Here is a 22987-nt window from a genome sequence, read left to right as displayed (position 1 = left end):
TTGACATAGGGCTCTCAGACCGTCAGCACGACGCCGATCACCCAGGCCATCGTCGCCAGCAGGGCGCCGGCCAGCTCGACGCCGACCGACAGCGCCACTCCCTTGAGCGCGTGCACGGTGGACGCCCACGCCCTCGGCAGGTCGGGGCGCAGCACGACCTCGGCGAGGAACACGCCGGCCACGAAGCCGATCACGAGTCCGATCACCGGAATCACGAAGAAGCCGACGATGCCGGCCAACGCGCCGGCGACCAGTACCGACGTGCGCACCTGAGCCTGCCGCATCCGCTTGACCGGCCAGGTGTACTTGATGACCTCGGCAGCGAGGTACACCGCGGCCGCGACGGAGAAGGTCACCCACGCGATCGCGTTGCCCTCGACGAACGCCCACACGCCGATGGCGGCGATCACCAGCAGCCCGCCGGGCAGGATCGGCACGATGATGCCGACCAGGCCGACGGCGATCGCCAGCGCGACGAGGGCGAGGCCGCCGGTGCTCACGGCCGCGAGCCTACTGGCTCAGCCGGGCGGCGGCGGTGGGTCATGCGGCCTTGACGCCGCGCACCCACTGGATGGTGCCGGTGTTCTTGGCGCGCACGCTGCTCAGTCCCAGGCTTTCGAAGATGTCGGCGAGTTCGTCGTCTCCGAACGCGTGGGCGCCGCCGTTGGGCAGCAGCCGGATCAGGCTGGCGGCACGCCCCGCGGTGGGCACCATCACCGCGATGCGCCGTCCCGGCCGCAGCACCCGCACCATCTCGGCGATCGCGGTGGCCGGATCCGGGATCAGCTGCAACATCGCGATCGACGTCACGGCATCGACCGATGCGTCGCGCAGCGGTAACCGTTGCGCGTCCGCCCGCAGGAATCCGACGTTGGGTCCGGCCTCGGCGGCCGCCGCGCGGGCCAGCATCGGTTCAGAGATGTCCACGCCCAGCGCCAGCCCGTCGGGCCCGACGGCGCGACCGAGCGCGGCGGTGACGTTGCCGGGCCCGCAGCCGACGTCGAGGGCGATGCCGCCGGCCGGCAGATCGAGCCATTCGGTGGGCTGCTGCCAGGCGGTCAGGAGACGGCGCGCGACGGTCTGGGCGTTGTCGTAGAGCAGCGACCCGATCGGCGACGCCCACAGCGCCTGGATCAGGCCGGTGTTCTCGGGTACGTCACTGATCTGGGCGCCCAGCAGGTCCAGGTAGCCGCGGCTGACGTCCAGGTCGGCGGGCGGGTCGGTCAGCAGCTTCTGCGCCGCGGCCAGCGCGGGCGGGAGTGTCGCAGTCACACCGTCCACGCTACCCGCCGGGCGGACAGCCCAGCTGGTCGGCGAGGTCGAGGAAATCCTCTGCGTGCACGTCGAATTCGCCGTCGGGGGGCCGTCGCGCGGTGCGGCCTGGGCCCTGCTCGGCGGGGCGGTAGACGAACCCGGTGCGCAGCCCGGCGGCGCGGGCGGCGCGCAGGTCGGCGGGGTGCGCCGCGACGAGCATGACCTCGCCGGGCGACACGTCGAGCAGGTCGGCGCAACCGAGGTAGACCTCGGGATCGGGCTTGTAGTGGCCGAAGAGCTCGGCCGACAGCACGCAGTCCCACGGCAGGCGGGCGTGCTTGGCCATGTCGGTCAGCAGCGAGACGTTGCCGTTGGACAGCGTGGTGAGCACGAACCGCTCCTTGAGCCTGGCCAGTCCGGCGACCGAGTCGGGCCACGGATCGAGGCGGTGCCACGCCCGGTTGAGGTGGTCGATGTCGGCATCCCCGGCGCTGATGCCGGCCGAGTCGAGCAGCTCGAGCAGCCGTTCGCGGTGCAGCGTGTCCAGCCGGGTCCAGGGCCGCTCGCCGTGGCGGACCCGGTCCATCGCCGGCACGTAACCCGCCCGCCAGTCGGTGGCGAAGCGGGCCCAGTCGGCGTGCACACCGTGGCGCTCACCGAACGCCGTCAGTTCGCGGGTGACGCTGGAGTGCCAGTCGACGACGGTGCCGAACACATCGAAGGCGAGCACCTGGGGACTGGTCACGGCTGCACCAGAGGGCGGCTCGTCACGGCAGAACCTTGCGGCTCGTCACGGCAGAACCTGAGGGCTGGTCACGGCTGCAGCACCAGCTTTCCGTGCACGTCGCCGTCGGCCAGCCGCTGCAGCGCCGCCGCCCCCTCGGCCAGGGGCCACCGCACCGGCGGCGGGGGGCGCAGCCCGGCCTCGACGAGCGCCCCGAGCGCCGCGCCGACCTCAGCCTGCGCGCCCGGAGTGCGGTTGACGAACTCTCCCCATCCGACGCCGAGGACCCCGACGTTGCGCAGCAGCAGCCGGTTGACCTTGACGGTGGGGATGCCGCCGGCCGCAAATCCGATGACCAGCAGTCGGCCCTCGGTGGCCAGCACCCGGATCGCGTCGTCGAAGGCCGGACCTCCGACGGGGTCGACGACCATGTCCACCCCGCGTCCGCCGGTGTGGGCCAGGACCGCGTCGCGCCACCCGTCGGTCAGCGGCAGCACCGCGTCAGCGCCGAGTGACTCCACGAACTCGACGGCCCCGGGCCGGTGCACCATCGCGATGACGGTGGCGCCCATGGCTTTGGCGATCTGCACTGCGGCGGTGCCGACCCCGCCGGCGGAGCCGAGCACCAGCACCGTCTCGCCGGGGTGCAGCGCGCCGCGGCGCTGCAGGGCGAACTGCATGGTGTAGTAGTTGCCCAGCAGCGAGGCGGCCGATGCGTCGTCGATGTCGGCCGGTGTGGGCACCACCGCATCTGGCGCGACGCCGACCTGCTCGGCGTAGCCGCCGAGCATCGTGAACGCCGAAACCCGTTGCCCGGCCGTGAAACCGGAACTCTGCGGGGCGGACCGCACCACGCCGGCGACCTCCATGCCGGGAACGAAGGGTGGGTCGAGGCGCATCTGGTACTCACCGCGCAGGAGCAGCAGGTCCGGGAAGCACACGCCGGCGGCACCGACGTCGATGACCACCTGGTCCGGGTTCGCCGGATCCGGGACATCGGTGTAGACCAACCCGGTCGGCCCTGACAGCTCCTGCGCGACAAGCGCTTTCATGCAGGTATCAGCCCAGGCTGAAGGTGGCGCGTTCGGCCGCCGACAGGTCGGCGATCTCGTCCCACCGCCTGGCGATGTCGTCCACCGACGGCACCTCGGTGAACGTGACACCGCTGTTCTGGAACAGCGCGACCCGCTGGACCTTGCCGCCGCCGACGATGAACACCGACGCCGTCTCGGGCATCTCCTCGGTGCACAGGTAGGCCACCACCGGAGCGACGTACTCGGGAGTGAGCTTCTCGAACACCTCGGGCGGCAGGATGTCCTGCGTCATGCGGGTGGCCGCGATCGGGGCGACGGCGTTGGCCTTGATGTTGTACTTGGCGCCTTCCTGGGCCAGCGTGTTGATCAGCCCGACCAGGCCGAGCTTGGCGGCGCCGTAGTTGGCCTGCCCGAAGTTGCCGAACAGCCCGCTGGTCGAGGTGGCGACCACGACGCGGCCGAAACCGTTCTCGCGGAAGTGCGGCCACGCAGCACGGATCACGTTGTACCCGCCGTACAGGTGCACTTTGAGCACCGCGTCCCAATTGGCGAACTCCATTTTGTGGAAGGTGCCGTCGCGCAGGATGCCGGCGTTGCTCACCACACCGTCGACCTTGCCGAACTCGTCGACGGCGGTCTTGATGATGTTCTCCGCACCCTCGGGCTCGGCGACGGAGTCGTAGTTCGCGACCGCCCGACCGCCCGCGTCCTTGATCTCCTTGACCACCTCGTCGGCCATGTTGTGGCCGGCGCCCGTGCCGTCGCGCGCGCCACCGAGGTCGTTGACGACGACGCTGGCGCCCTCCTTGGCGAGCGTCAGCGCGTACTCACGCCCCAGCCCGCCGCCGGCGCCCGTGACGACGATGACACGATCCTGCACTCCTGGCACTGATCTTCCTCTCTGAAAGGGTCCGAACCGGCGCGGTCAGAAGAGCTTGCGCGCCAGCTTCCACGCCTTCTCTGTATACGGGGGGTAGATGAAGGCGGCGATGTCGGGTCGGGTTGGTTTGGTCATGACCGACTTGCGGTGGCTGAACTCCTCGAACCCGAACTTGCCGTGGTAGGCGCCCAGGCCGGACGGCCCCACACCGCCGAACGGCAGCTTGTGGGTGGCGAAGTGGAACAGCAGGTGGTTGATGACCATGCCGCCTGCGGGCACCTCCCTGATCACGCGCTCGCGCACCGCCTTGGTCTTGGTGAACAGGTAGGCCGCCAGCGGCTTGGGCCGGGCGTTGACGAAATCGATTGCCTCGGTGAGGGATTGCACGGTCACGATCGGCAGGATGGGGCCGAAGATCTCGTCGGTCATCAGCGGTTCGGCCGGGTCCGGGTCCACCACCACCGTGGGCTGGATCTTCAGCCCCGTGGGATCGGAGCCGCCGCCGACGGCGATCTGGCCCTTGGTGGCGGCCAGCGCGGTGGTCAGCCGGTTGAAGTGGCGTTCGTTGACGATCTTCTTGCCCGCGGCGTTGCCGGCCTCGAATTCCTCTACAGCCGCGCGGATCCGGTCGACCAGCTGATCGCGGATGGGCGCCTCGGCGATGACGTAGTCCGGGGCGATGCAGATCTGCCCGGAGTTGATCAGCTTGGTCCAGGCGATGCGCTTGGCGGCGACCTCGACGTCGGCGTCGGCGGACACGATCACCGGGCTCTTGCCGCCGAGCTCCAGCGTCACCGGGGTCAGGTGCGCCGCGGCGCCCTCGTAGACCTTGCGGCCGATCTCGGTGCCGCCGGTGAACAGCAGGTGGTCGAAGCCTTGGGCGATGAGCTCCTGGCTGACCGCACCGTCACCCTCGATGACGGCGATGGCGTCCTTGTCGAGGTAGCGCGGCACCAGCTCGGCCATCAACGCCGCGGATGCCGGCGCAACCTCGGAGGGCTTGAGCACCACGGTGTTGCCGGCGGCGATCGCCCCGACGGCCGGGCCGAGGGTGAGCGCGAACGGGAAGTTCCAGGCGCCGATGATCAGCACGGTGCCGTACGGTTCGTGTTCCACCCAGCCCCGGCCGGGCAGCTGGGACATCTCGAGCAGCCGGTGTCGGCGCTTCATCCACTTGCCGACGTTCTTGGCCGCGAAGGCGGCCTCCCCGGCGGTGCTGGCCACGTCGGCCAGCCAGGCCTCGAACGGCGAACGGCCGAGGTCCTTGTCGAGCGCGTCGGCGATCGCCGTCTCGTTCTCGGTCATCAGCCGCTCCAGCGCGCGCAGCTGGCCCTTACGCCATTCGACGCTGCGGGTGCGCCCGGTGGCGAACGTCTGCCGCAGGCGGCGCACCGTTGCCGGAATGTCGGTCGTCGTGCTACTCACCTCGACGGGCGCGACGGATTCGGTGGTCATGGTGGTCCTCCTGGCCTGTGGAATACCCGAATCCTAACCAACCACCCGGTTGGTGAACAGCGCCCGATGGGGCGGGATGCGACCCCCGACGGGGGTAATCGTGGCCTGAAGCGGAGGTCAGACCCGCTCGGCGGTGGTGAACGCCGAGAACGAATCCTCGTCCGCATCGACGATCTCGACGAGCCGGCCCAGGCGACGCATCTCGTCTTTCGACTCGACCCGCTGCGCGCGCCAGCCGTGCGCCGACAGCCAGTCGGCCACCTCGGCGCGGTCCGGGTCCTCGTAGGTCAGTTCGGCGATGTCCATCGGCTCGTCCATGCCGAACTGCGCGGTGAGCGCGGCGAACCGTTCCCGCATCCGCTCACGGCGGTCCTGGGCGTGCATGCCCATGGATTCGGCGGCGACCCGGCTACCCGGCGCACTCAGCTCGGTGACCTGGGCGAACAGCCGGTCCTGGGCGTCTGCGGGCAGATACATCAGCAGTCCCTCGGCCAGCCAGGCGGTGGGCGCTGCGGGGTCGAAACCGGCGGCGCACAGGGCGGCGGGCCAGTCCTGGCGCAGATCGATGGGCACTTCCCGGCGGTCGGCGCTGGGCTGGACGCGGTGCGCGGCCAGTGTGGCGGATTTGTACTCGAGCACCTTGGGCTGGTCGATCTCGTACACCGTGGTGCCGGCCGGCCACGGAAGCCGGAAGGCGCGGGAGTCCAGGCCCGCGGCCAGGATGACGACCTGGCGGATGCCGGCCTCGAGCGCGCGGGCGAAGAAGTCGTCGAAGAAGAGGGTGCGCACCGCCTGGTAGTTGCCCATGTGCTCGAACAGCGGCGCCAGCTCGGCGTCGGCCTCGGCGACCTTGGCGATGAAGTCGTCGTCGAGCATGTACTCCCAGGCCCCCGTGCCGGCGTCGGCGATCAGGATCTTGGCGTAGGGGTCGTTGATCAGGGCGTCGTCGCGCGCTGTTTCGGCGGCACGCGCGGCGGCGACCATGACGGCGGTCGCGCCGACGCTGGAGGCGATGTCCCAGGTGTCGTTGTCGGTGCGCAGTGAACTCATGACAGCTCCGTCTCGAGAAGAATTACTTCGCGAGTCTATCTAACAGAGTGACGTGGGGCCCGCGGGTGTGCTGCACACCACAGCGATCCACGTCAGAACATGGCGGCCCGGGTGGGACCCGAGAATGTGAGGAACTACTCGCTGAGGTTCCAGAGTTTGTTGGCCAGCAGCAGTTCGAGCTTGTGCACCACCGCGCCGAGCGCCGAGCGATCGCCGACGAACCCGGCGTAGAAACCCATCCCCCACACCACGGCGACCAGCATCTCCACCAGATGGTCGACATCGGTGTCCTCGCTGAGCTCGCCGCGGGCGATCGCATCGTTGACCGCCCACGTGACGAAGGCGCGGGAGTTCCGCAGCGGATCGTGCTCCTCGCTGACCAGCTCGGGATGCCGCTGGGTCTCCAGCACCGAGGTCACCAGGAACGCCGCCGCGGCGCGGTCCTCGACGTCGGACTGCGTCGCCGCCGACAGGAACGCCGACAGCCGCCCGATCAACCCGGTCTGCTCCTGCGCCCGCGCGATCCCCGCGCTAACAATCGACTCATCGGTCTGCCGAACCACCTCGGCCCACAGCACTCGTTTGCTGGCGAAGTAGTGATTGATGGCGGGACGGGTGAGGTCAGCGCGGACCGCGATGGCCTGAAACGTGGCAGCGTCGTAGCCAAGTTCGCTGAAAACTTCACGAGCAGCACGCACAATGCGCTCGCGCGTCTCAGCAGCCTTCGCTGCGGGAGGGCGACCTGGACCTCGACTAGCCGTATACGGCACGGTCAAATTGTGCCACACGTCACCTGGCAGTTGGCCACACAGTGGCTGTCAGCGGCCCAACCGTGACAATCGGGCAAACATTCGGCGCGGTGTCGCCAGGCGCGCGCACCGCGCCGTGACAGCGCATCGAACTATCGTGCTACCGCATGGGGGGCGTCGCGTCGCGAGAGTCATTTTTCGATACCGGGCTGGAAGTGCTTTCCGACCTGGGTTACGGCGGACTGAAATTGGCCGAAGTGTGCCAACGACTGGGCGTCACCACGGGATCCTTCTATCACTACTTCGCCAACTGGCCGGTTTTCACCCGGCAGCTGGTGGCGCACTGGCAGGAGGGGATGACCGTGAAAGTCGTCGAGGCGGTGCAGGCCGAGCCGGACGCCCGGCAGCGCATCGACAAGCTGATCCGGGCCGGGCTGCTGTTGCCGCACGGCGCCGAGGCCGCCATCCGGGTGTGGGCCGCCATCGACCCGGAGGTCCGCACGGTGCAGGCCGCCGTGGACCGGCAGCGGTTCGACGCGCTGTATGTCAGCGCGCTGGAGATCCTGCGCTCCCCCCGCCAGGCGCACCTGTTCGCCGCGTGGGCGGTCTACCTGCTGGTGGGCTACGAGCAGACGCTGCTGCCGGCTGACACGCCCGGGCTGACGTGGATCGTCGAGCAGTTGCTCGACGCCCTGGACTCCGGTTGTTTCGCCACGGTGCTCACCGATGACTGAGGCCACCGGCCGGGCCGAGGATTCGGCAGCTGCCCGCGGCGACGAGCCGGCCGTCCCCGACACCCATGTGGTGGCCATGCTGCGCGAGCGCCTCTACGGGGCCATCTCCTGCTTGGCGACGCTGGCGGTGCTCACCCGCTACACCGGCGACGAGACCAGCGGCTGGGACCGCATGCTCGACGTGGCGGTGACGATGGGCGGGTTGTGGCTGGCCAGCCTGCTGTCGGACTTCGTCGCGCATCTGAGCGTGTACGGCCACGCCCCACGTGGGGTCGAGGGCTGGCGGATGCTGCAGGCCTCCGGGCAGATCCTCGAGGCCAGCGTGCTGCCGCTGGGCGCGCTGGCGACCGCCGGCCTGGGTCTGCTCGACACCGACACCGCGGTGTGGATCGCCAAGTGGATTCTCGTCATCGAGCTCGGCGTAATCGCGCTGCTGGCCGTCCGCAAAACGGCGCTGCCCTGGTGGCAGCAAACTCTGACGGTTCTGTCACTCGTCGCCGTCGGCCTCCTCGTCATCGCCATCAAGGTGCTGGCGCACTGATGGCGCGCTGACGACCGCCGTGCGCTCCCTCCGGCCAGCCGCTCTGCGCGACCGCATCGCGCAGCGGATCCAGCGGCGCGATCCCGACGGCGACGCGCTGCGGCGGGCCCTGCGCGCGGCCCTGGTGGTGCCGCTGGCCGGGGCGGTCGGCTTCGTCGTGGCGGGCAATTCGCAGACGCCGCTGTTCACGATCTTCGGCTCGGTCGCACTGCTGGTGTTCAGCGATTTCCCGGGCAACGCGAACAACCGCGCCCTGGCCTACACCGGGCTGGCCCTCAACGGTTACGTGATGATCACGCTCGGAACACTGGTCGCGCCGTATCCGGTGCCCGCGGTCGTGACGATGTTCGTGCTCGGCGTCGTGGTGACGTTCTGCGGGGTGTTCAGTGAGACGATCGCCGCAGGTCAGCGCGCCACGCTGCTGACGTTCGTGCTCCCGGCGTGCACACCGGTGGGCCCGGTCGAGGAACGGCTGCTGGGCTGGACTATCGCGCTGGCGGTGTGTGTGCCTGCCGCGCTGTTCTTCCTGCCGCCGCGTCACCACGGCCAGTTGCGCCGCCGCGCGGCCCGCGCCTGCCGCACGCTGGCCGACCGGCTGGACGGCGCGGCCACCGCCGAGGACGTCACCCGCGCGATGGACCGGCTGCGGGAGACGTTCCTGGGCGCCGACTTCCGCCCGGTCGGTCTGACCGCCGGCAGCCGGGCGCTGGTCCGTGTCGTCGACGATCTGGAGTGGGTGTCCGACCGGACCGGGCAGCGCGCGGGGGCGGCCCTGGCGGACATGCGGGCTCCGGCGGTGCGGGTGCTGCGGTGCGCGGCCGCGGTCCTGCAGCAGCCCCGGTCGGTGGACCGGGACGCCGGGCGCGCCGCACTGGAGGCCGCCCTGACCGACCTGCGCACCGTGGCGCGCGGCCGCTACCGCGAGGACCTGCAGACGATCCTGGGCGCCGTCGACGACGACCATGCCGTGCGGTTGGGCCGCGAGCTGCTGCGGCGGCGGACCATCGCGGCGACCATCGGCGCGACCGGACGGATCATCGCCGCCGCGGCGGCCGCCGACGCCCGCCCGGTGTGGGCGCGTGCGCTGGGCCTGCGACTGCCGCCGACCGGGGCGTCCGAACGTCTGCTGCCCGAGACGAAGGTGGCCGCCCAGATCGCGTCCGGGTTCGTCACCAGCCGGGCGGTGGCGGTGCGCAACAGCCTGCGCACCGGGCTGGGGCTGGCGCTGGCCGTGGCCGTGACACACCTGTTTCCCGTGGAACATGGCTTCTGGGTGGTGCTCGGTGCCCTGTCGGTGCTGCGCTCGAGTGCTCTGACCACCGGCACCCGGGTGTGGCGCGCGGTGATCGGCACCGGCATCGGCTTCCTGCTCGGTGCCCTGCTGATCAACCTCGTCGGCGTGGATCCGCCGGTGCTGTGGCTGCTGATGCCGCTGGTGGTGTTCGGGTCGGCGTATGTGCCCGAGATCGCGTCGTTCACCGCGGCGCAGGCCGCCTTCACGATGATGGTGCTGATCTTCTTCAACCTGATCGTGCCCACCGGCTGGGAGGTCGGTCTGATCCGGGTGGAGGACGTCGTCGTCGGCGCACTCGTCGGGGTGGTGGTGTCGGTGCTGCTGTGGCCGCGCGGCGCGACCGCCTCGGTCACCAGGGCCATCGACTCCGCGCGCGGCATCTTCGGCCGGTACCTGCAGGTGGCGGTACTGCGCATCACCCGCGGCGCGTTCGAGGAGCGCCGCGACGAAGTGGCGACGCTGAGTCACAACGCGCTGGCCGCCTCCCGGGTGATCGACGACGCGGTGCGCCAGTACCTGTCCGAGAGCAGCGGTGAGACTGACTTCCGCGCGCCGGTGGTGCGGTCGTTCAACCGGGCGATCCGGTTGCGCGCCGCGGCCGACCTGATCGCCGACATCCCCACCCCGCCACCGCTCGGGGCGTACCCGAACGTCCGCAAGGTGCTGGAGTTCCACGTGGACGCGATCAGCGACCGGCTGGCCGGGCGCTTCGACCCGGATCAGGACTGGTCGCCGATCGGCGACGACTTCGTGCTGGCGCTGCGCTCAGAGGTCCCCGACGACGATCTGGCGGTCTCGGCGGCGCTGCCCCTGCTGACGGTGGCCGCGGCGCTCGGGGAGCTGGAACTGATCTATCCGCTGCAGAACGCCACGGCCGACGTGCAACCACGGTAGCGGCCCAGTCGCATTCAGCACCGCCGCCGTGCGTTCGGCGATCACGTGAAGCATGCGGATCGGCGGCCGGATAAATTCCGCTGCCGCGGTGCGTTCGGGTAGACGGACAGGTGAATTCCACCGCGTCCTCGGGTCAGGCACTAGGAGAAGAACATGAGCGTGGACAGCATTTCCCACCGCGGTAGGACCGGCCTCGGCGAGTTGGTTCCGTCGCGTTATGCGCTGAAGGTCGGCGACATCGACGTGATGGTGATCAGCGACGGCGTATTGCCCATCGCCGCCGCCACGATGGCCACGAATGTCGCCCCTGCGGAACTGTCGGCCTGGCTCGAGGACATGTATCTGCCGCCGGAGGTGCTCGACTGGCCGCTGAACGTGGCGGTGGTACGCAGCGCCGGCAAGATCATCCTCATCGATTCCGGCCTGGGGACGGAGTTTCCGGGCTTCCCGCGTGCCGGACAGTTGGCCGCCCGGTTGGACGACGCCGGGATCGCCCCGTCCTCCGTGACCGACGTGGTACTCACTCATCTGCACATGGACCACATCGGTGGACTGCTGGTCGACGGGTTGCGCGGCCGGCTGCGCCAGGACCTGCGCGTGCATGTGGCGACCGCCGAGGCCGAGTTCTGGGAGGCGCCAGATTTCTCCCGCACCGTCATGCCGGCGCCGATCCCGCAGGTTCTCCGAGCGACTGCCACGCAGTTTCTGGGCGTGTACCGCAACCAGTTGCGGCCGTTCGAGAAGGAGTACGAGGTGGCTCCCGGGGTGTTGGTCCGGCGCACAGGCGGCCACACACCCGGTCACAGCATCGTGCGCCTGGAGTCCCGCGGCGAGGCGTTGACGTTCGCCGGTGACGCGGTCTTCCAGCCCGGCTTCGACAACCCCGAGTGGCAGAACGGTTTCGAACACGATCCCGAGGAATCTGCCCGCGTCCGGGTCCGCTTGTTGTCTGAGCTGGCGGCGAGCGGGGAACAGCTGGTGGCCACGCATCTGCCCTTTCCGTCCGTGTGCCACGTGGCCTTCGCCGGCAACGCTTTTCGGTTCGTGCCGATCGTCTGGGATCACTGACGATCTCCCGCGCCGAGCGTGCTACCACGGTAGGCAGTCTGCCGAATTCGCTACCGTGGCTGTGCGTTCGGCGTGATTGCGTTCACCAACCGCCGCTTGAGCCGTACGCTTCGCAGGATCTGTACCGCCATATTGGTGGACGTGATCATCGGGATCACTCCGAGAAACGTTCTCTCCGAGGCGATGTGCTCATGAAGTTGCTCGAGGCTGCCGAACACGTAGAAGCAACCGAGGCAGAACAGGGTGGCAGGCACGGCCAGCGCCAGCAGACTACCTCGGTCTGCAAGCACCTCTCGCGCCAGAACGATTTCATCGTCGGTAAGCGGGTCGCGGTTTCGGACCTTTCGCAATGTTGCCGGCAGCACGCCGATGTCCAGGCTGCGCCTGACGTGCCTGCGGCCCATCATCCGCCCGGTGAACACGAAGGCAACCGCGGCGAACACCCCTATCAGCGCAAAGGCGACGATCGCCAGCGTGCCGTAGAGACTGGACGTGGTCATCTGCGCGCCTCCGGTCTCCGCCGAAGTGGCCGTTGCCGGATAAGAGTCGGCCACCAGAACCACGGCCCGAGAAGACGCATCATGCATGGTACGACGAACGAGCGCACCACCAGGGTGTCGAGCAGAAGCCCGATACACACTGTCGATCCCAACTGGCCGATGGTGCGCAGATCGCCGATGAGCATCGCCAGCATCGTGAAAGCGAACACCAGACCCGCCGACGTCACCACGCTGCCGGTGCTACCGAGTGCGCGGATGAGTCCCGTGTTCAACCCGGCGCCCGTCTCCTCCTTCACTCGGGAGATCAGCAACAGGTTGTAGTCCGAGCCGACAGCCACGAGGATGATGAAGGTGAGCGGCAGGACCAACCAGTGCAGAGGCAGACCGATAAGGTGTTGCCAGACCAGCACCGAAAGGCCGAAGGCGCCGGCATAGGAGAACGCTACAGTTCCGGGAATGATCATCGCTGCCAGCAGACTTCGGGTCAGATAGAGCATGATGAGGAAAATGAGCACGAATGCGGCCACCGCGACGATGAGCAGATCGGACGCGGCATAGGCCTTGATGTCTCTGTCGTTCGACGCCGCACCGCCGATGTAGATCTTGGCCCCGGCCAGTGAAGTCTCCTTCAGCGCGATCTTGATCGCCTCGGGGAACTGCTCCACGTGCTCGACACCCTCCGGCCCCATGGCGTTGCCCTCGTGGGTGATGATGAACCGGGCAGCCTTGCCGTCCGGCGACATCATCAACTGCATGCCGGTCTTGACGTCTTCGTTGTCGAACGCCTCCCTGGATATGTAGAAGAAGTCATCGCTGCGTGATTGGTCGAAGTCATTACCGACATTGATGAGGTCGTCGTATGTCTGATCGGTCTGAGTGGACTGCAGATGTGCCGGACCGTACGAGTTGGTGATGACGGTCTGTAGCGCGAGCGTGTCCTCCATCATCCGGTCCAGTTGAGCGATCATCCGCGGCAACAGCCTGTCCACGGCCTGCAGTGAGGCGACGGCATCGGTGATCTCTGCGTAGAGGCTGTCGACGCCGTCGAGCGCATCGAACAGCGACCGCATCGCCCAGCACGCTGGAATATCGAAACAGTGCGGCTCCCAGTAGAAATAGTTACGCAGCGGCCGCAGAAAGTCATCGAGGTTCGATATCCCCGCGTTCATGTCGTCGGTGACCTGCTTGACGTTGTCCAGGGTGAGTACCGTTGAGTGCAGTTCGTCCGACATCTTCTGTGTCAGATCGAGCACCTGCGCCAACACCTCGACGGAGCGCGTTTGGATATCGGCTTGCCGATCGGTGTTCTCGTTCTGTTTCTCGTTGAAAGGCAGTTGCTGACCGCTACCGCTGCCCTGCGTCGTGAATAGGTACGGAATCGTGGCGTGTTCCAACGGTCGGCCCAACGGTCTGGTGATGCTCTGCACCATGGCTACGCCGGGGAGTCGGATGAGGCTCTTAGCGACGCGGTCCAGCGAGATGAAGTCTGCGGGGTTGCGCATGTCGTGGTCGGTCTCGATCATCAGCATCTCGCTGAACAGTTTGCTCTCCGCGAAGTGCCGGTCCGATGCTGCGAAGCCACGGTTCGCCGAGGCGTCGGCCGGCTGGTATGCGCGGTCGTCGTAGTTCACCTGATAGCTGGGGACGAAGATGGCCCCGATCATCACGACGGCGCAACTGGCCACGAAGATCGGCTTGGGCCAACGCACCACGCTGGCCCCGATTCGCCGATACAGCCGGCCCGCGGATGCACGCCTGGGATCGAAGAGACCGAACAGGCTACCGAGGGTGAGCAGCGCGGGTGCGAGCGTCAGCGCAGCCGCGATGGTGCACAACATGCTGATGGCGACGGCTGGACCCATGGTGTGGAAGTAGTCCAGACGCGCCAGGCTCAGACAGTAACACGCACCGGCGATGGTCAGCCCCGAGCCGATGATGACGGGTGCCACGCTGCGGTAGGCCGTGTAGAACGCGGCCTCGCGGCTCTCGCCGGCCTGTCTGGCTTCCTGGTAGCGGCCGAGCAGAAAGATGCCGTAGTCGGTTCCTGCCCCCAATGTCAGCGCCACAACGATGTTCACTGCGAACGACGACAGCGGAATGATGCCGAAGTGTCCGAGCGTGGCGATGATTCCCTTTGCTACCAGCATTTGGATCAGCACGCTGACGAGGGGGACCAGCAGGGTGGAGAACGATCGGTAGACGACCAGCAGCATCACCACGATGAGGATGATCGTGAGGATCGTGATGTTGTTCAGGCTTGAGTTGGCGATCGACAGTGTGTCCGCCGCCAGCGGTGCGGCGCCGCTCACGTACACGGTGAGGCCTGGCGGCGGGGCGCTGTCGGCGACCATCTCGCGGACAGCGTCGACAGATTCGTTCGCCTGAATCTGGCCCGTGTTGCCGGCGAGCCGCAATAACACGAATGTGGCCTTGCCGTCGATGCTTTGGACACCCGCCGCGGTGATCGGCTTACCCCACAGATCCATTGCGTACTGGACGTGTTCAGTGTCCTGCCCTAGTCGATCGATCAGATCGTCGTAGTAGTCGTGATCGGCTCCGTCCAACGGACGGTCCGCCTCCAGGACGACCATCGCCAGGCTGGTGGACGTCGACTCTTCGAACTTCTTGCCGATCTCGAGCATCGCGACCTGTGAGGGCGCATAGCTGGGAATCATCGAACCCGCGAGTTGCTCGGCGACCCGCTCGACCTGGGGGATGAACGTGTTGGTGCTCACGGCGACGAGGCCCCAGAAGATGATGATCGGTACCGCCAGGAACCGCACCGTTCGTGCGACGAACGGCTTGTTGGCGCGATGAGTGCTCACGCCGACTTCACCCGGCAGGTGACGTCCGCGTCGGCATGGTCGGAGTGGTGCTCGTCGCGCACAACGTCATTGACCAGCATCCGGCAACTCAGATCGCCGCCGTCGACCTGCGCTGAGACACTGCCGGACACGACGGTGAGCGTGGTCGTCTCGGTGTGCGACCACGGCAGTTCAGCGAGCTCGATGACGTGCGGGTGGCCGCTGACATCGACATAGCTCACGATCCCGCCGTCGCCGATGGACCCGAACAGTTCGTACGTGAGCCGCTTCGGAGTGAACTGTTCAGGCGCCTGCGCGGCGGGAACGGAAGGGACGGAGCCCGGCTCGGACATCTGGTGCACGTGCCAGATGCAGACCGAACCGGTGGCGAGGGCTGTCACGGTGACGAGAGGTAGCCACCCGTTCCGGAGAACGGCCCGGCCGGATGGGCGGCGGTGGCCTGCTCGATCCGCGCTCCCACGCGCCGGTGGTTGCACGCTCATGCTGCAATCTATATCGCATACGCAATATTCTTCACAAGTCGAGGTGCCTGCCTGGCGTGCGCTGACATCAGCGGTGCGCCACCTTTGCGGCTCCACCACCGCTGCCACTAATCCGCATTTGAGTGCTGATTGCCAGGATCAATTCGCCCGGAGCCGCGCGTTTCTGTCGCCCTCGTTCCCCAGGTTCAGCGAAGGAGCGTCGCCACTTTACTTCCTGTTAATGATATAAATGTCGGATGAGCAACACGACCGCCAGTGACGTCGACGCCATCTCGGAGATGCTCGTCTCGAGTGCAGATTTGATGTGGCGACACCTCGCCGACCGTGACGAACTGAGTGCCAGCGCAACACTCGTGCTGAACCGACTCCACAGGGAGGGTCCCATGCGGGTCACCGCTCTCGCCGAGGCCGAGGGCGCCAGTCAATCGGGAATGACACAGCTCGTGCAGCGGATGGAACGTCAAGGGCTGCTGGAACGTTGCGGCGACCCTGACGACGGGCGAGCATGCCTGGTCCAGGTCGGCGAGGAGGGGCGGCGGCTGTGGGACGCACGCTCCGGGATCCGCAAGCAGCGCATCTCCGGTCTGTTGGCCGGATTGTCGGACGACGATCAGGTCTCGCTCTGGCTTGCTGCTCGCGTCGCGTCCCGCCTTCTCGATCAGATGCGTGAGATCGCCGATACATCAGCGGTTTCCGGAGGGGTCGTGGGAGGGTGACCGCTCGGTGGTCAGCCGCAGGAGGGGCATGCGGTGGCTACCGCACGGACATTGACCCGAGCCGGATTTAGACGCCGGGATGAATCGGCGGCGTTCCCCCCGTTCTGGGAGATGGACGGAAGCCATTCTGGCCGCGGCGGGGCACTTCATCCAGAAGGCATGACCAGCGGGAGGGCAGGAGCTCGTGGACGTATACGAGGCAGTTGAAAGTCGGCGATCAGTAAGGGCGTTCACCGACAGGCCCGTTTCGCCGGAGACGCTCGAGCGGGTGCTCACGGCCGCCACCCGGGCGCCGTCGGGCTCAAACATCCAGCCCTGGAACACCTACGTGGTGACCGGTGCGCCGCTGGCGGAGCTGAAGAAGCGGGCAACGGAGCGGGTCAGCACCGGTCAGGCCTGGGATGAGCGCCAGTTCGAGATGTATCCGACGAGTCTGGAATCTCCCTACCGCGAGCGCAGGTCGGCCTTCGGCCGAGAGCGCTACGCCGCCCTCGGGATCGCACGGGAGGATTGGGAGGCACGCCAGCGTGCCGCGATCGCCAACTGGAACTGCTTCGGGGCCCCGGCTGCGCTCTTCTGTTACGTGCACCGAGATTTGGGCCTTCCGCAATGGTCCGACGTCGGCATGTATCTGCAGACTGTCATGTTGTTGCTCCGCGCTGAAGGACTGCACAGCTGTCCGCAGATGGCATGGTCGCAGGTGCGTCGGACGGTGGCGGACTTGGTCCGTCCGCCGGCCGAGCTCATTCTGTTCTGCGGTGTGTCGATCGGTTTCGCCGATGAGACAGTGGGTTACGCCCGTACCGGCCGTGCGTCCATCCACGAGACGGTCACCTTCATCGACGGTTGATGCCCCGGGCCCAGACGCCACGTCGTGCGACCGGCCCCGGGCCACGCGTCCTCAGCAATCGCCGACTGTGAACCCTGCGCGACGGTCGGGCCCATGTTTCGCACGAGATTCACTCTCGGCGCGCGCGATGCCCACCCGGAGCCTGAGCAGTCGCCGACTGTGAACCCTGCGCGACGGTCGGGCCCATGTTTCGCACGAGATTCACTCTCGGCGCGCGCCCTGCCCGCCCCCACCCCTGAACAGTCGCCGAGTGTGAACCCTGTGCGAAATCCAGGCGGCAGATTCGCAAGAGGTTCACTCTCGGCGCCCTCGGGCCAACCGCTCGGCGCCCTTGGGCCACGCGTCCTCAGCGCAGCGGCCGGTGCGGCATCAGCGCGTCCGGCGGGATCGCACCGAACTTGCCTGCCTGGAAATCCTCCATCGCCTGGAAGAGCTCGGATTTGGAGTTCATCACGAAGGGGCCGTACTGGAAGACGGGTTCGCGGATCGGCTTGCCGCCCAGCAGCAGTACCTCCAGCGAAGGCCGGTTGGCGTCCTGGCCGGGGTCGGCGGCCACGGTGATGCGGTCGCCGGGGCCGAACACCGCCAGCTGACCCTGCTGGATCGGGTGCGCGACCCGCCCCACCGAGCCCCGCCCGGACAGCACGTAGACCAGTGCATTGAAGTCGCGGTTCCACGGCACGTTGAGCTGCGCACCCGGCTCGATCGTGGCGTGCGCCAACGTGATCGGCGTGTGCGTCATGCCGGGTCCGGCCTTGCCGTCGATGTCCCCGGCGATGAGGCGCACCAACGCGCCCCCGTCGGTGGAGGACAGCAGCCGGGCCTGGGTGCCTTCGATCGCCTGGTAGCGCGGGGCGGCGAACTTGTCCTTCTTGGGCAGGTTCACCCAGAGCTGGACGCCGTGAAAGAGGCCGCCACTGTCCACCAGCTCGGCCGGCGGGGTCTCGATGTGCAGGATGCCCGACCCGACGGTCATCCATTGGGTGGCGCCGTCGGTGATGAGCCCACCACCGCCGTGGGAGTCCTGGTGGGCGAAGCGCCCGTCGATCATGTAGGTGACGGTCTCGAAGCCGCGGTGTGGGTGCCAGTCGGTGCCGCGCGGTTCGCCGGGCTGGTATTCCACCTCGCCCATCTGATCCATGTGCACGAACGGGTCCAGGTCGCGGGCGCTGACCCCGGCGAAGGCCCGCACGACAGGGAAGCCCTCTCCTTCGTAGCCGCGGGGTCCGGTGGTCACCGACCGGACCGGGCGTTCGGTGTCGGTCGGTGCGGGTTCGGTCAGGCGGGGCAGAGTCAGGGTGTCGGCGGTGATGGCAGGCATGCCCAAATCAACCGGACCGTGGTCCGATTAATTCCCCCGTCGACCGTGGGCGCAGCGAGAAGTCCCGCGTCGCGATCGTCGGCGCCCTGAGCATGGCGCCCGGACGTTCATCCCTGGCCGAGGCCGTGCGCGCCAGGCTTTCGCGTCGGCCTCGGCGGTGGTCATGCGCGCCCGATCATTCGGGTCGGCCGCGGCGGTGGTCATGCGCGCCAGGCTGTCACGGTCCCGGCGTCCCCGTGGGCGAGCGCGTCCCCGAACCGTTCGAGCGCCTCCCGGCCCACGACCTCCCCCGGCAGCAGGGGGACCTGCAGCAGCGGGACGTCCGGCAGCGCGCGGCGCAGGGCGGCGACGTGCACCTCCTCCAGGGCGCGGCGCCCGGCGAGGAAGTTTCCGGCGTCGGCCGGCGAGCGCTTGTTGACCACGAGCGCCCCCACGTCCACGCCGGCGCGGACCAGCTGCTCGTGCAGTTCGACGGTCTCGAGGACGGGTAGCCGCTCGGCCGCGAGGACGATGACGAAGCTGCAGCGCTCGGCGTCCACCAGCGTCTCCCGCAGGACCTCGAACCGCTTGCGGCGGCGCAGCAGGATGCGCCGGATGTCGAGGTCGCGCTCCTCGCGGGGGTCCCGCGGCCTCGCGGTACCCACGGTGCTCTCGCCCGCCGCGTCCCGGTCCTCGAGGCCCCGCAGGGCGGCCCCGAACTTCTCCGCCCTACCACGGCGCCGCAGCAGCCCCTCCGTCCAGGCGGACATGATCTCGGGCAGCGCCATGAGCCGGGCGGTGTGCCCGGACGGGGCGGTGTCGAAGACGATCAGGTCGTAATCGGCCAGGGCCGTGTCGACGAGGTCGGCGATCCGCTCCAAGACGGCCGACTCGTGCGTGCCCGGCGAGTCTCGGGCGAGTTCCATGTGCTTGTCGACCTCGGCCGCGAGGTGCTCGGGCATGAGCCGGCGGATCGTGGCGCCCACGGTGGCGAGGTGCGCGTCGGCCGTGGCGGCCGGGTCCACCTCGAGGCCGTCGAGGACACCGCCCGTCAAATCCCCTCCGGGGCCGCCGAGGTTCCGGGCGAGCGGGGTGATCCGGTCCCCGATCCGGCACTCCCACAGGTGCCCGAGGTTGTGGGCCGGGTCGGTCGAGACGACGAGCACCCGGCGGCCGGCGCGGACCTGGGCGAGGGCGGTCGCGGAGGCGACCGCGGTCTTGCCGACACCGCCCTTGCCGCCGACGAACAGGACCCGGCGGGCGGCGGCGAGCTCTAGCAGCACGAGACGTGCTCCAACGGCGAGCGTTCCATGTCCATCCGCCGGTGCCACTCGTGGAACCGGTCGTAGACCACGGGCAGCAGCTCCACGGTGTAGTAGCCGGCGGGATTGGGCACGCCCAGCGCCTCGGAGAGGACGAGCATCATGAACAGGTCCTCTTCGTCGCGCTGGGCACGGGCGAAGGTGCGCCGGTAGGGCGCCACGTAGAACTCGTGCAGACCCGCACCGATTCGGGCCTGCAGGCTGCGCAGCCGGTATCGGACAGTCACCGGCTCACCGGGAGGACCGCTTCCCCGCCGCCGTGCCCTCCATGGCGTCCTCGTCGAGCTCGGGCGGGCTCTTCTTCGCCCGGGACATCACGATCGCGGACTCGAAGATGACCCACACCGCGGCGATGAGGATGATGATGTCGAGCACGAGCAGCAACCAGTTCTTTGTTGCCCAGAACTCACCCATCTGGACGATCAGGGCGTAGACCGACATCACCAGCAGGAACACCAGCGGGACCAGAACCGGGAGCACGGGGCGGCCCTTGCGCAGCAGGATCACGGCGATGATCGACAGGGTGAGGCCGGCCAGCAGCTGGTTGGTGGTGCCGAACAGCGGCCAGATGAGCATTCCGCCCGATCCGTCCCCGCCCGCGCCGAACGTGAGGCCCATGGCTACGCCGAGGACGATCACGGTGGCCAGGGCCTTGTTGAGGGAGAAGCCGATGATGTGGGCCGCCTCCTGCACCACGAACCGCTGCAGGCGGATGCCGGTGTCCATGGTGGTGGCCGCGAAGAGGATGGCCATCGTCGCCAGGATGGTGGCGCTGAGCCCGGCGGGGATGCCGAGGCCCTGGTTGACGATAGTGGCGCCGCCCTCGATGAACGCGGACACCCCGCCCTGGCCGAACGCGGAGTAGACGGCCTCCCAGTCGGCGATGGTCCGGAATCCGGCGGTGGTCGCGATGATCGCGCCGAGCGCGAGGAGGCCCTCGCCGACCGCACCGAAGTAGCCGACGAAGCGGGCGTCCGGCTCCTTGTCCAGTTGTTTGGAGGACGTGCCCGAAGCGACGATCCCGTGGAAGCCGGAGATGGCACCGCACGCGATGGTCACGAACAGCAGCGGCACGATGCTGGGCGTGCCTTCGGGCAGGGAGTCGTTGAACGCGGGCGCGGCCACGGTCGGAGCGGAGATCAGCACGGCCCCGTAGAGGATGCCCAGGGCGATGAACAGCTGCAGACCGTTGATGTAGTCGCGCGGTTGCAGCAGCAACCAGACGGGAAGCACCGAGGCCACGCCGGCATAGAGGAAGAGCACCACGATCCAGAACGCGTTCGCCGACAATCCGAGGACCGTCTCCGGCAGCACCACCGGGACGCGGTCGCCGAGCAGGATCAGGGCGTAGAGGGCCACGACGCCGATGACGGACACCAGCGGCAGGCTCCACTTGAGCCGGTAGATGGCCTGACCGATGAGCAGCGCGACGACGATGGCGCCCCAGGTGGGGATCACCGCGGTGGGCGTGTTGACGAGAAGCCCGGAGATGACCACGGCGAACGCGGCGTTGACCATGAGCAGGACCAGGAAGATCACGACCAGGAACAGGTTGCGCCCGCGGTTCCCGATGTACTGCCCAGACAGCGACCCGATGGACTTGCCCTTGTGCCGGCTGGAAGCCCACAGGGCGCCGAGGTCATGGACGCCGGCGAAGAAGACGGTGCCGATGGTCACCCAGAGGAAGGCCGGCACCCACCCCCAGATGACGGCGATCGCCGGCCCCACGATGGGTGCCGCCCCCGCCACGGAGGTGAAGTGGTGGCCCCACAACACGTACTTGTTGGTGGGCACGTAATCCACGCCGTCACCGAGCTCGTGGGCGGGGGTGACGAAGGAGTCCTGGAGCTTGTAGACGCGGCGGGCCAGGAATTTCGAGTACAGCACGTACCCGAGGACCATCATGGCCACGCCGACCACGGCGAGGACGACGGAGTTCATGTCGCTCCGATCTCGGTGCAGGGTCTCGGTGGGTCTCGGTCTGAGTGACCATGCTACCGCTGTGTGAACTAGATCACATCGCGGGCCCTTGTCCGCCGCTCGGATCTAACGTGCACGGTCGCCCGATCAACGCCCGGCCAGCACCCGCACGTTGTAGGCCACGTCGCGACTCTCCTTGTCGGCGATCCATCGCACCAGCCGGTCGATCGTCTCGGTGGTGTGCAGGTAGTAGGAGCCCAGGACCCCGGCCCACGCGTCGTGCACGGCGATGTCGTCGGGGCGCCGTTTCTCGTGCGCGTCGAGCTGGTTGGCGAACGACCAGGCCAGGTTGCGGAAGACGCGCAGCAGCAGGTTCAGCGCACGGTCCTGGCAGGGCACCAGCCGGCGCAGCACCGTGACGCGCGGCGAGAGTTGCCCGGCGGTGTCCAGGAAGATCGACACCTCGTCGGCCAGCAGCAGGTTGATCCGGTCGAAGTCGTCTTCCAGCGACGCCAGATCCCCCTCGGCGGCCAGCATCGCCGCGATGCCCAGATCCAGATTCACGTGGGAGTTCACCGCGGTCAGCATGTGCTGCAACAGGATCGGCGCGTCGTGTTCGTGTCCGTCGAAAGACCACTGCCAGACGTGGCTGGGCGCCTGGTAGTCGCGGGGATGGAAGAACGCGTTGAGCGCGTCGAAGTACCGCTGGGCGAAGATGACGTCGAAGCGCGCCATGCGCGCATTGTCGTCGAAGTAGTCTCCGGCGCGGATCTTCTCCCGGATGGCGACGGTGGCCCGCCGGTACACGGTGGCGAAGTACCCGAGGCCCCCGAGGCTCGTGCCGAATTCGATGGCCCAGTCGATGATCTGGTCGAACCGCGCGATCACGTCGTCGACCGTGCGGGCCGTCTCCAGGTAGGGCAGCTTGGCCGCGGGCAACCCCGACAGGGCCGGCCCCGGTTTCGGCGGCGCCACCGCCGACGGTGCCACCGAGTCACGCCGCCGCATTCTCTCCAGAGTCCAGGCGCCCCGCTCGGTCAGCAGCGACGCATCGACGGCGGCCGTCTCCGCCGCCGCCGGCGCCAGAGTGGCCAGGATGTCCTCGGTGCGCACCCGCGCCAGTTCCGCGGCCCCGACCGCGGCGGTGTACACCGCCTTCAGGCCTGCGGCAACCTCGGTCAGCCCGTCGAGCCCTGCCTGCGACTCGTCGAGGGTCGCGTCCACCAGGTCGCAGAGCTCCCTCAGCGCGACCTCGGTGTCGCCGCGCACGGCCTGCACCCCGTCGCCGTTCATCTGCACTCCCCCGCCGGGCCAGTCTTCGTCGTTCTATCACGGTCGGACACAACCGTGCCGGGCGCCGCGATTTCGGCAAACAGTTTCGCCGTACAGGAAGCA

The 22987-nt window shown here is 68.3% G+C and carries 22 protein-coding genes; 6 read left to right on the top strand and 16 right to left on the bottom strand.

Annotation, left to right across the window (positions count from 1 at the left end; genetic code table 11):
- Positions 1-14 precede the first annotated feature (14 nt).
- The 8 genes from J3476_RS24135 to J3476_RS24100 all read right to left on the bottom strand — a co-directional run bounded on the left by J3476_RS24135 (position 15) and on the right by J3476_RS24100 (position 7167).
- Positions 15-500, bottom strand: a complete 486-nt coding sequence (locus J3476_RS24135; RefSeq protein ID WP_207068849.1) for a DUF456 domain-containing protein — start codon at positions 498-500, stop codon at positions 15-17.
- A gap of 40 nt (positions 501-540) precedes the next feature.
- Entirely contained in the window at positions 541-1272 is a 732-nt protein-coding gene (locus J3476_RS24130; protein ID WP_286183639.1) for a methyltransferase domain-containing protein, read from the bottom strand.
- 10 nt (positions 1273-1282) lie between these two features.
- Positions 1283-1999 (bottom strand): haloacid dehalogenase type II, encoded by a 717-nt coding sequence (locus tag J3476_RS24125; RefSeq protein ID WP_207068847.1) that lies wholly within the window; start codon positions 1997-1999, stop codon positions 1283-1285.
- A gap of 68 nt (positions 2000-2067) precedes the next feature.
- A complete protein-coding gene (locus J3476_RS24120; protein ID WP_207068846.1) occupies positions 2068-3030 on the bottom strand; it encodes an NADPH:quinone oxidoreductase family protein in 963 nt (320 codons plus the stop codon).
- Between the two features lie 7 nt (positions 3031-3037).
- Positions 3038-3901, bottom strand: a complete 864-nt coding sequence (locus tag J3476_RS24115; RefSeq protein ID WP_207068845.1) for an SDR family oxidoreductase — start codon at positions 3899-3901, stop codon at positions 3038-3040.
- A gap of 36 nt (positions 3902-3937) precedes the next feature.
- The gene (locus tag J3476_RS24110; protein ID WP_207068844.1) at positions 3938-5347 is read right to left on the bottom strand and encodes an aldehyde dehydrogenase family protein; all 1410 of its coding nucleotides are present in this window, start codon (positions 5345-5347) and stop codon (positions 3938-3940) included.
- Positions 5348-5464: 117 nt separating this feature from the next.
- Positions 5465-6397, bottom strand: a complete 933-nt coding sequence (locus tag J3476_RS24105; RefSeq protein WP_207068843.1) for a class I SAM-dependent methyltransferase — start codon at positions 6395-6397, stop codon at positions 5465-5467.
- Positions 6398-6531: 134 nt separating this feature from the next.
- Entirely contained in the window at positions 6532-7167 is a 636-nt protein-coding gene (locus J3476_RS24100; protein ID WP_207068842.1) for a TetR/AcrR family transcriptional regulator, read from the bottom strand.
- 146 nt (positions 7168-7313) lie between these two features.
- Here J3476_RS24100 and J3476_RS24095 point away from each other — a divergent pair, with 146 nt between their 5' ends.
- The 4 genes from J3476_RS24095 (at position 7314) to J3476_RS24080 (ending at position 11677) form a co-directional block, all read left to right on the top strand.
- Positions 7314-7880: a TetR/AcrR family transcriptional regulator gene (locus J3476_RS24095; protein WP_207068841.1), complete on the top strand. Its 567-nt coding sequence runs from the start codon at positions 7314-7316 to the stop codon at positions 7878-7880.
- Positions 7873-8421 (top strand): hypothetical protein, encoded by a 549-nt coding sequence (locus J3476_RS24090; RefSeq protein ID WP_235682427.1) that lies wholly within the window; start codon positions 7873-7875, stop codon positions 8419-8421. The genes J3476_RS24095 and J3476_RS24090 overlap by 8 nt, the downstream gene beginning before the upstream one ends.
- 19 nt (positions 8422-8440) lie before the next feature.
- Complete coding sequence (locus J3476_RS24085; RefSeq protein ID WP_286183637.1) at positions 8441-10609, top strand: FUSC family protein; 2169 nt, start codon at positions 8441-8443, stop codon at positions 10607-10609.
- Positions 10610-10762: 153 nt separating this feature from the next.
- Positions 10763-11677, top strand: coding sequence for an MBL fold metallo-hydrolase (locus tag J3476_RS24080; protein WP_207068840.1), 915 nt, complete (start codon positions 10763-10765; stop codon positions 11675-11677).
- 50 nt (positions 11678-11727) lie between these two features.
- On the opposite strand, the gene J3476_RS24075 is transcribed toward J3476_RS24080, so the two are convergent.
- The 3 genes from J3476_RS24075 to J3476_RS24065 are packed head-to-tail and all read right to left on the bottom strand — an operon-like array spanning position 11728 to position 15484.
- Positions 11728-12177, bottom strand: a complete 450-nt coding sequence (locus J3476_RS24075; RefSeq protein WP_207068839.1) for a hypothetical protein — start codon at positions 12175-12177, stop codon at positions 11728-11730.
- Positions 12174-15020, bottom strand: a complete 2847-nt coding sequence (locus tag J3476_RS24070) for an RND family transporter (RefSeq protein ID WP_207068851.1) — start codon at positions 15018-15020, stop codon at positions 12174-12176. Before J3476_RS24070 ends, J3476_RS24075 begins: the two co-directional genes overlap by 4 nt.
- Positions 14999-15484, bottom strand: a complete 486-nt coding sequence (locus J3476_RS24065; RefSeq protein WP_207068852.1) for an MmpS family transport accessory protein — start codon at positions 15482-15484, stop codon at positions 14999-15001. Before J3476_RS24065 ends, J3476_RS24070 begins: the two co-directional genes overlap by 22 nt.
- Before the next feature lie 236 nt (positions 15485-15720).
- Between J3476_RS24065 and J3476_RS24060 the strand changes: the two genes are divergently transcribed.
- Both J3476_RS24060 and J3476_RS24055 read left to right on the top strand, forming a co-directional pair.
- The gene (locus tag J3476_RS24060) at positions 15721-16200 is read left to right on the top strand and encodes a MarR family winged helix-turn-helix transcriptional regulator (RefSeq protein ID WP_207068838.1); all 480 of its coding nucleotides are present in this window, start codon (positions 15721-15723) and stop codon (positions 16198-16200) included.
- 184 nt (positions 16201-16384) lie between these two features.
- Complete coding sequence (locus J3476_RS24055; RefSeq protein WP_207068837.1) at positions 16385-17050, top strand: nitroreductase; 666 nt, start codon at positions 16385-16387, stop codon at positions 17048-17050.
- Between the two features lie 346 nt (positions 17051-17396).
- Here J3476_RS24055 and J3476_RS24050 read toward each other — a convergent pair whose 3' ends face one another.
- The 5 genes from J3476_RS24050 to J3476_RS28055 form a co-directional block, all read right to left on the bottom strand.
- Entirely contained in the window at positions 17397-18371 is a 975-nt protein-coding gene (locus J3476_RS24050) for a pirin family protein (protein ID WP_207068836.1), read from the bottom strand.
- A gap of 200 nt (positions 18372-18571) precedes the next feature.
- A complete protein-coding gene (locus tag J3476_RS24045) occupies positions 18572-19633 on the bottom strand; it encodes an ArsA family ATPase (RefSeq protein WP_207068835.1) in 1062 nt (353 codons plus the stop codon).
- A complete protein-coding gene (locus J3476_RS24040) occupies positions 19624-19899 on the bottom strand; it encodes a cory-CC-star protein (RefSeq protein ID WP_207068834.1) in 276 nt (91 codons plus the stop codon). The genes J3476_RS24045 and J3476_RS24040 overlap by 10 nt, the downstream gene beginning before the upstream one ends.
- A 4-nt stretch (positions 19900-19903) precedes the next feature.
- Positions 19904-21613, bottom strand: coding sequence for a carbon starvation protein A (locus J3476_RS24035; RefSeq protein WP_207068833.1), 1710 nt, complete (start codon positions 21611-21613; stop codon positions 19904-19906).
- A gap of 126 nt (positions 21614-21739) precedes the next feature.
- Positions 21740-22885 carry a DUF5995 family protein gene (locus J3476_RS28055; protein WP_286183634.1) on the bottom strand — a complete coding sequence of 382 codons (1146 nt, stop codon included), beginning with the start codon at positions 22883-22885 and terminating at the stop codon, positions 21740-21742.
- Between the last annotated feature and the right edge of the window lie 102 nt (positions 22886-22987).

Origin of the sequence: Mycobacterium sp. PO1 (genome assembly GCF_017312405.1) — a bacterium.
Taxonomy (GTDB): Bacteria; Actinomycetota; Actinomycetes; order Mycobacteriales; family Mycobacteriaceae; genus Mycobacterium.
Note: the sequence above shows the minus strand (reverse complement) of the source record. Positions and strands in the feature narration are given on the sequence as shown.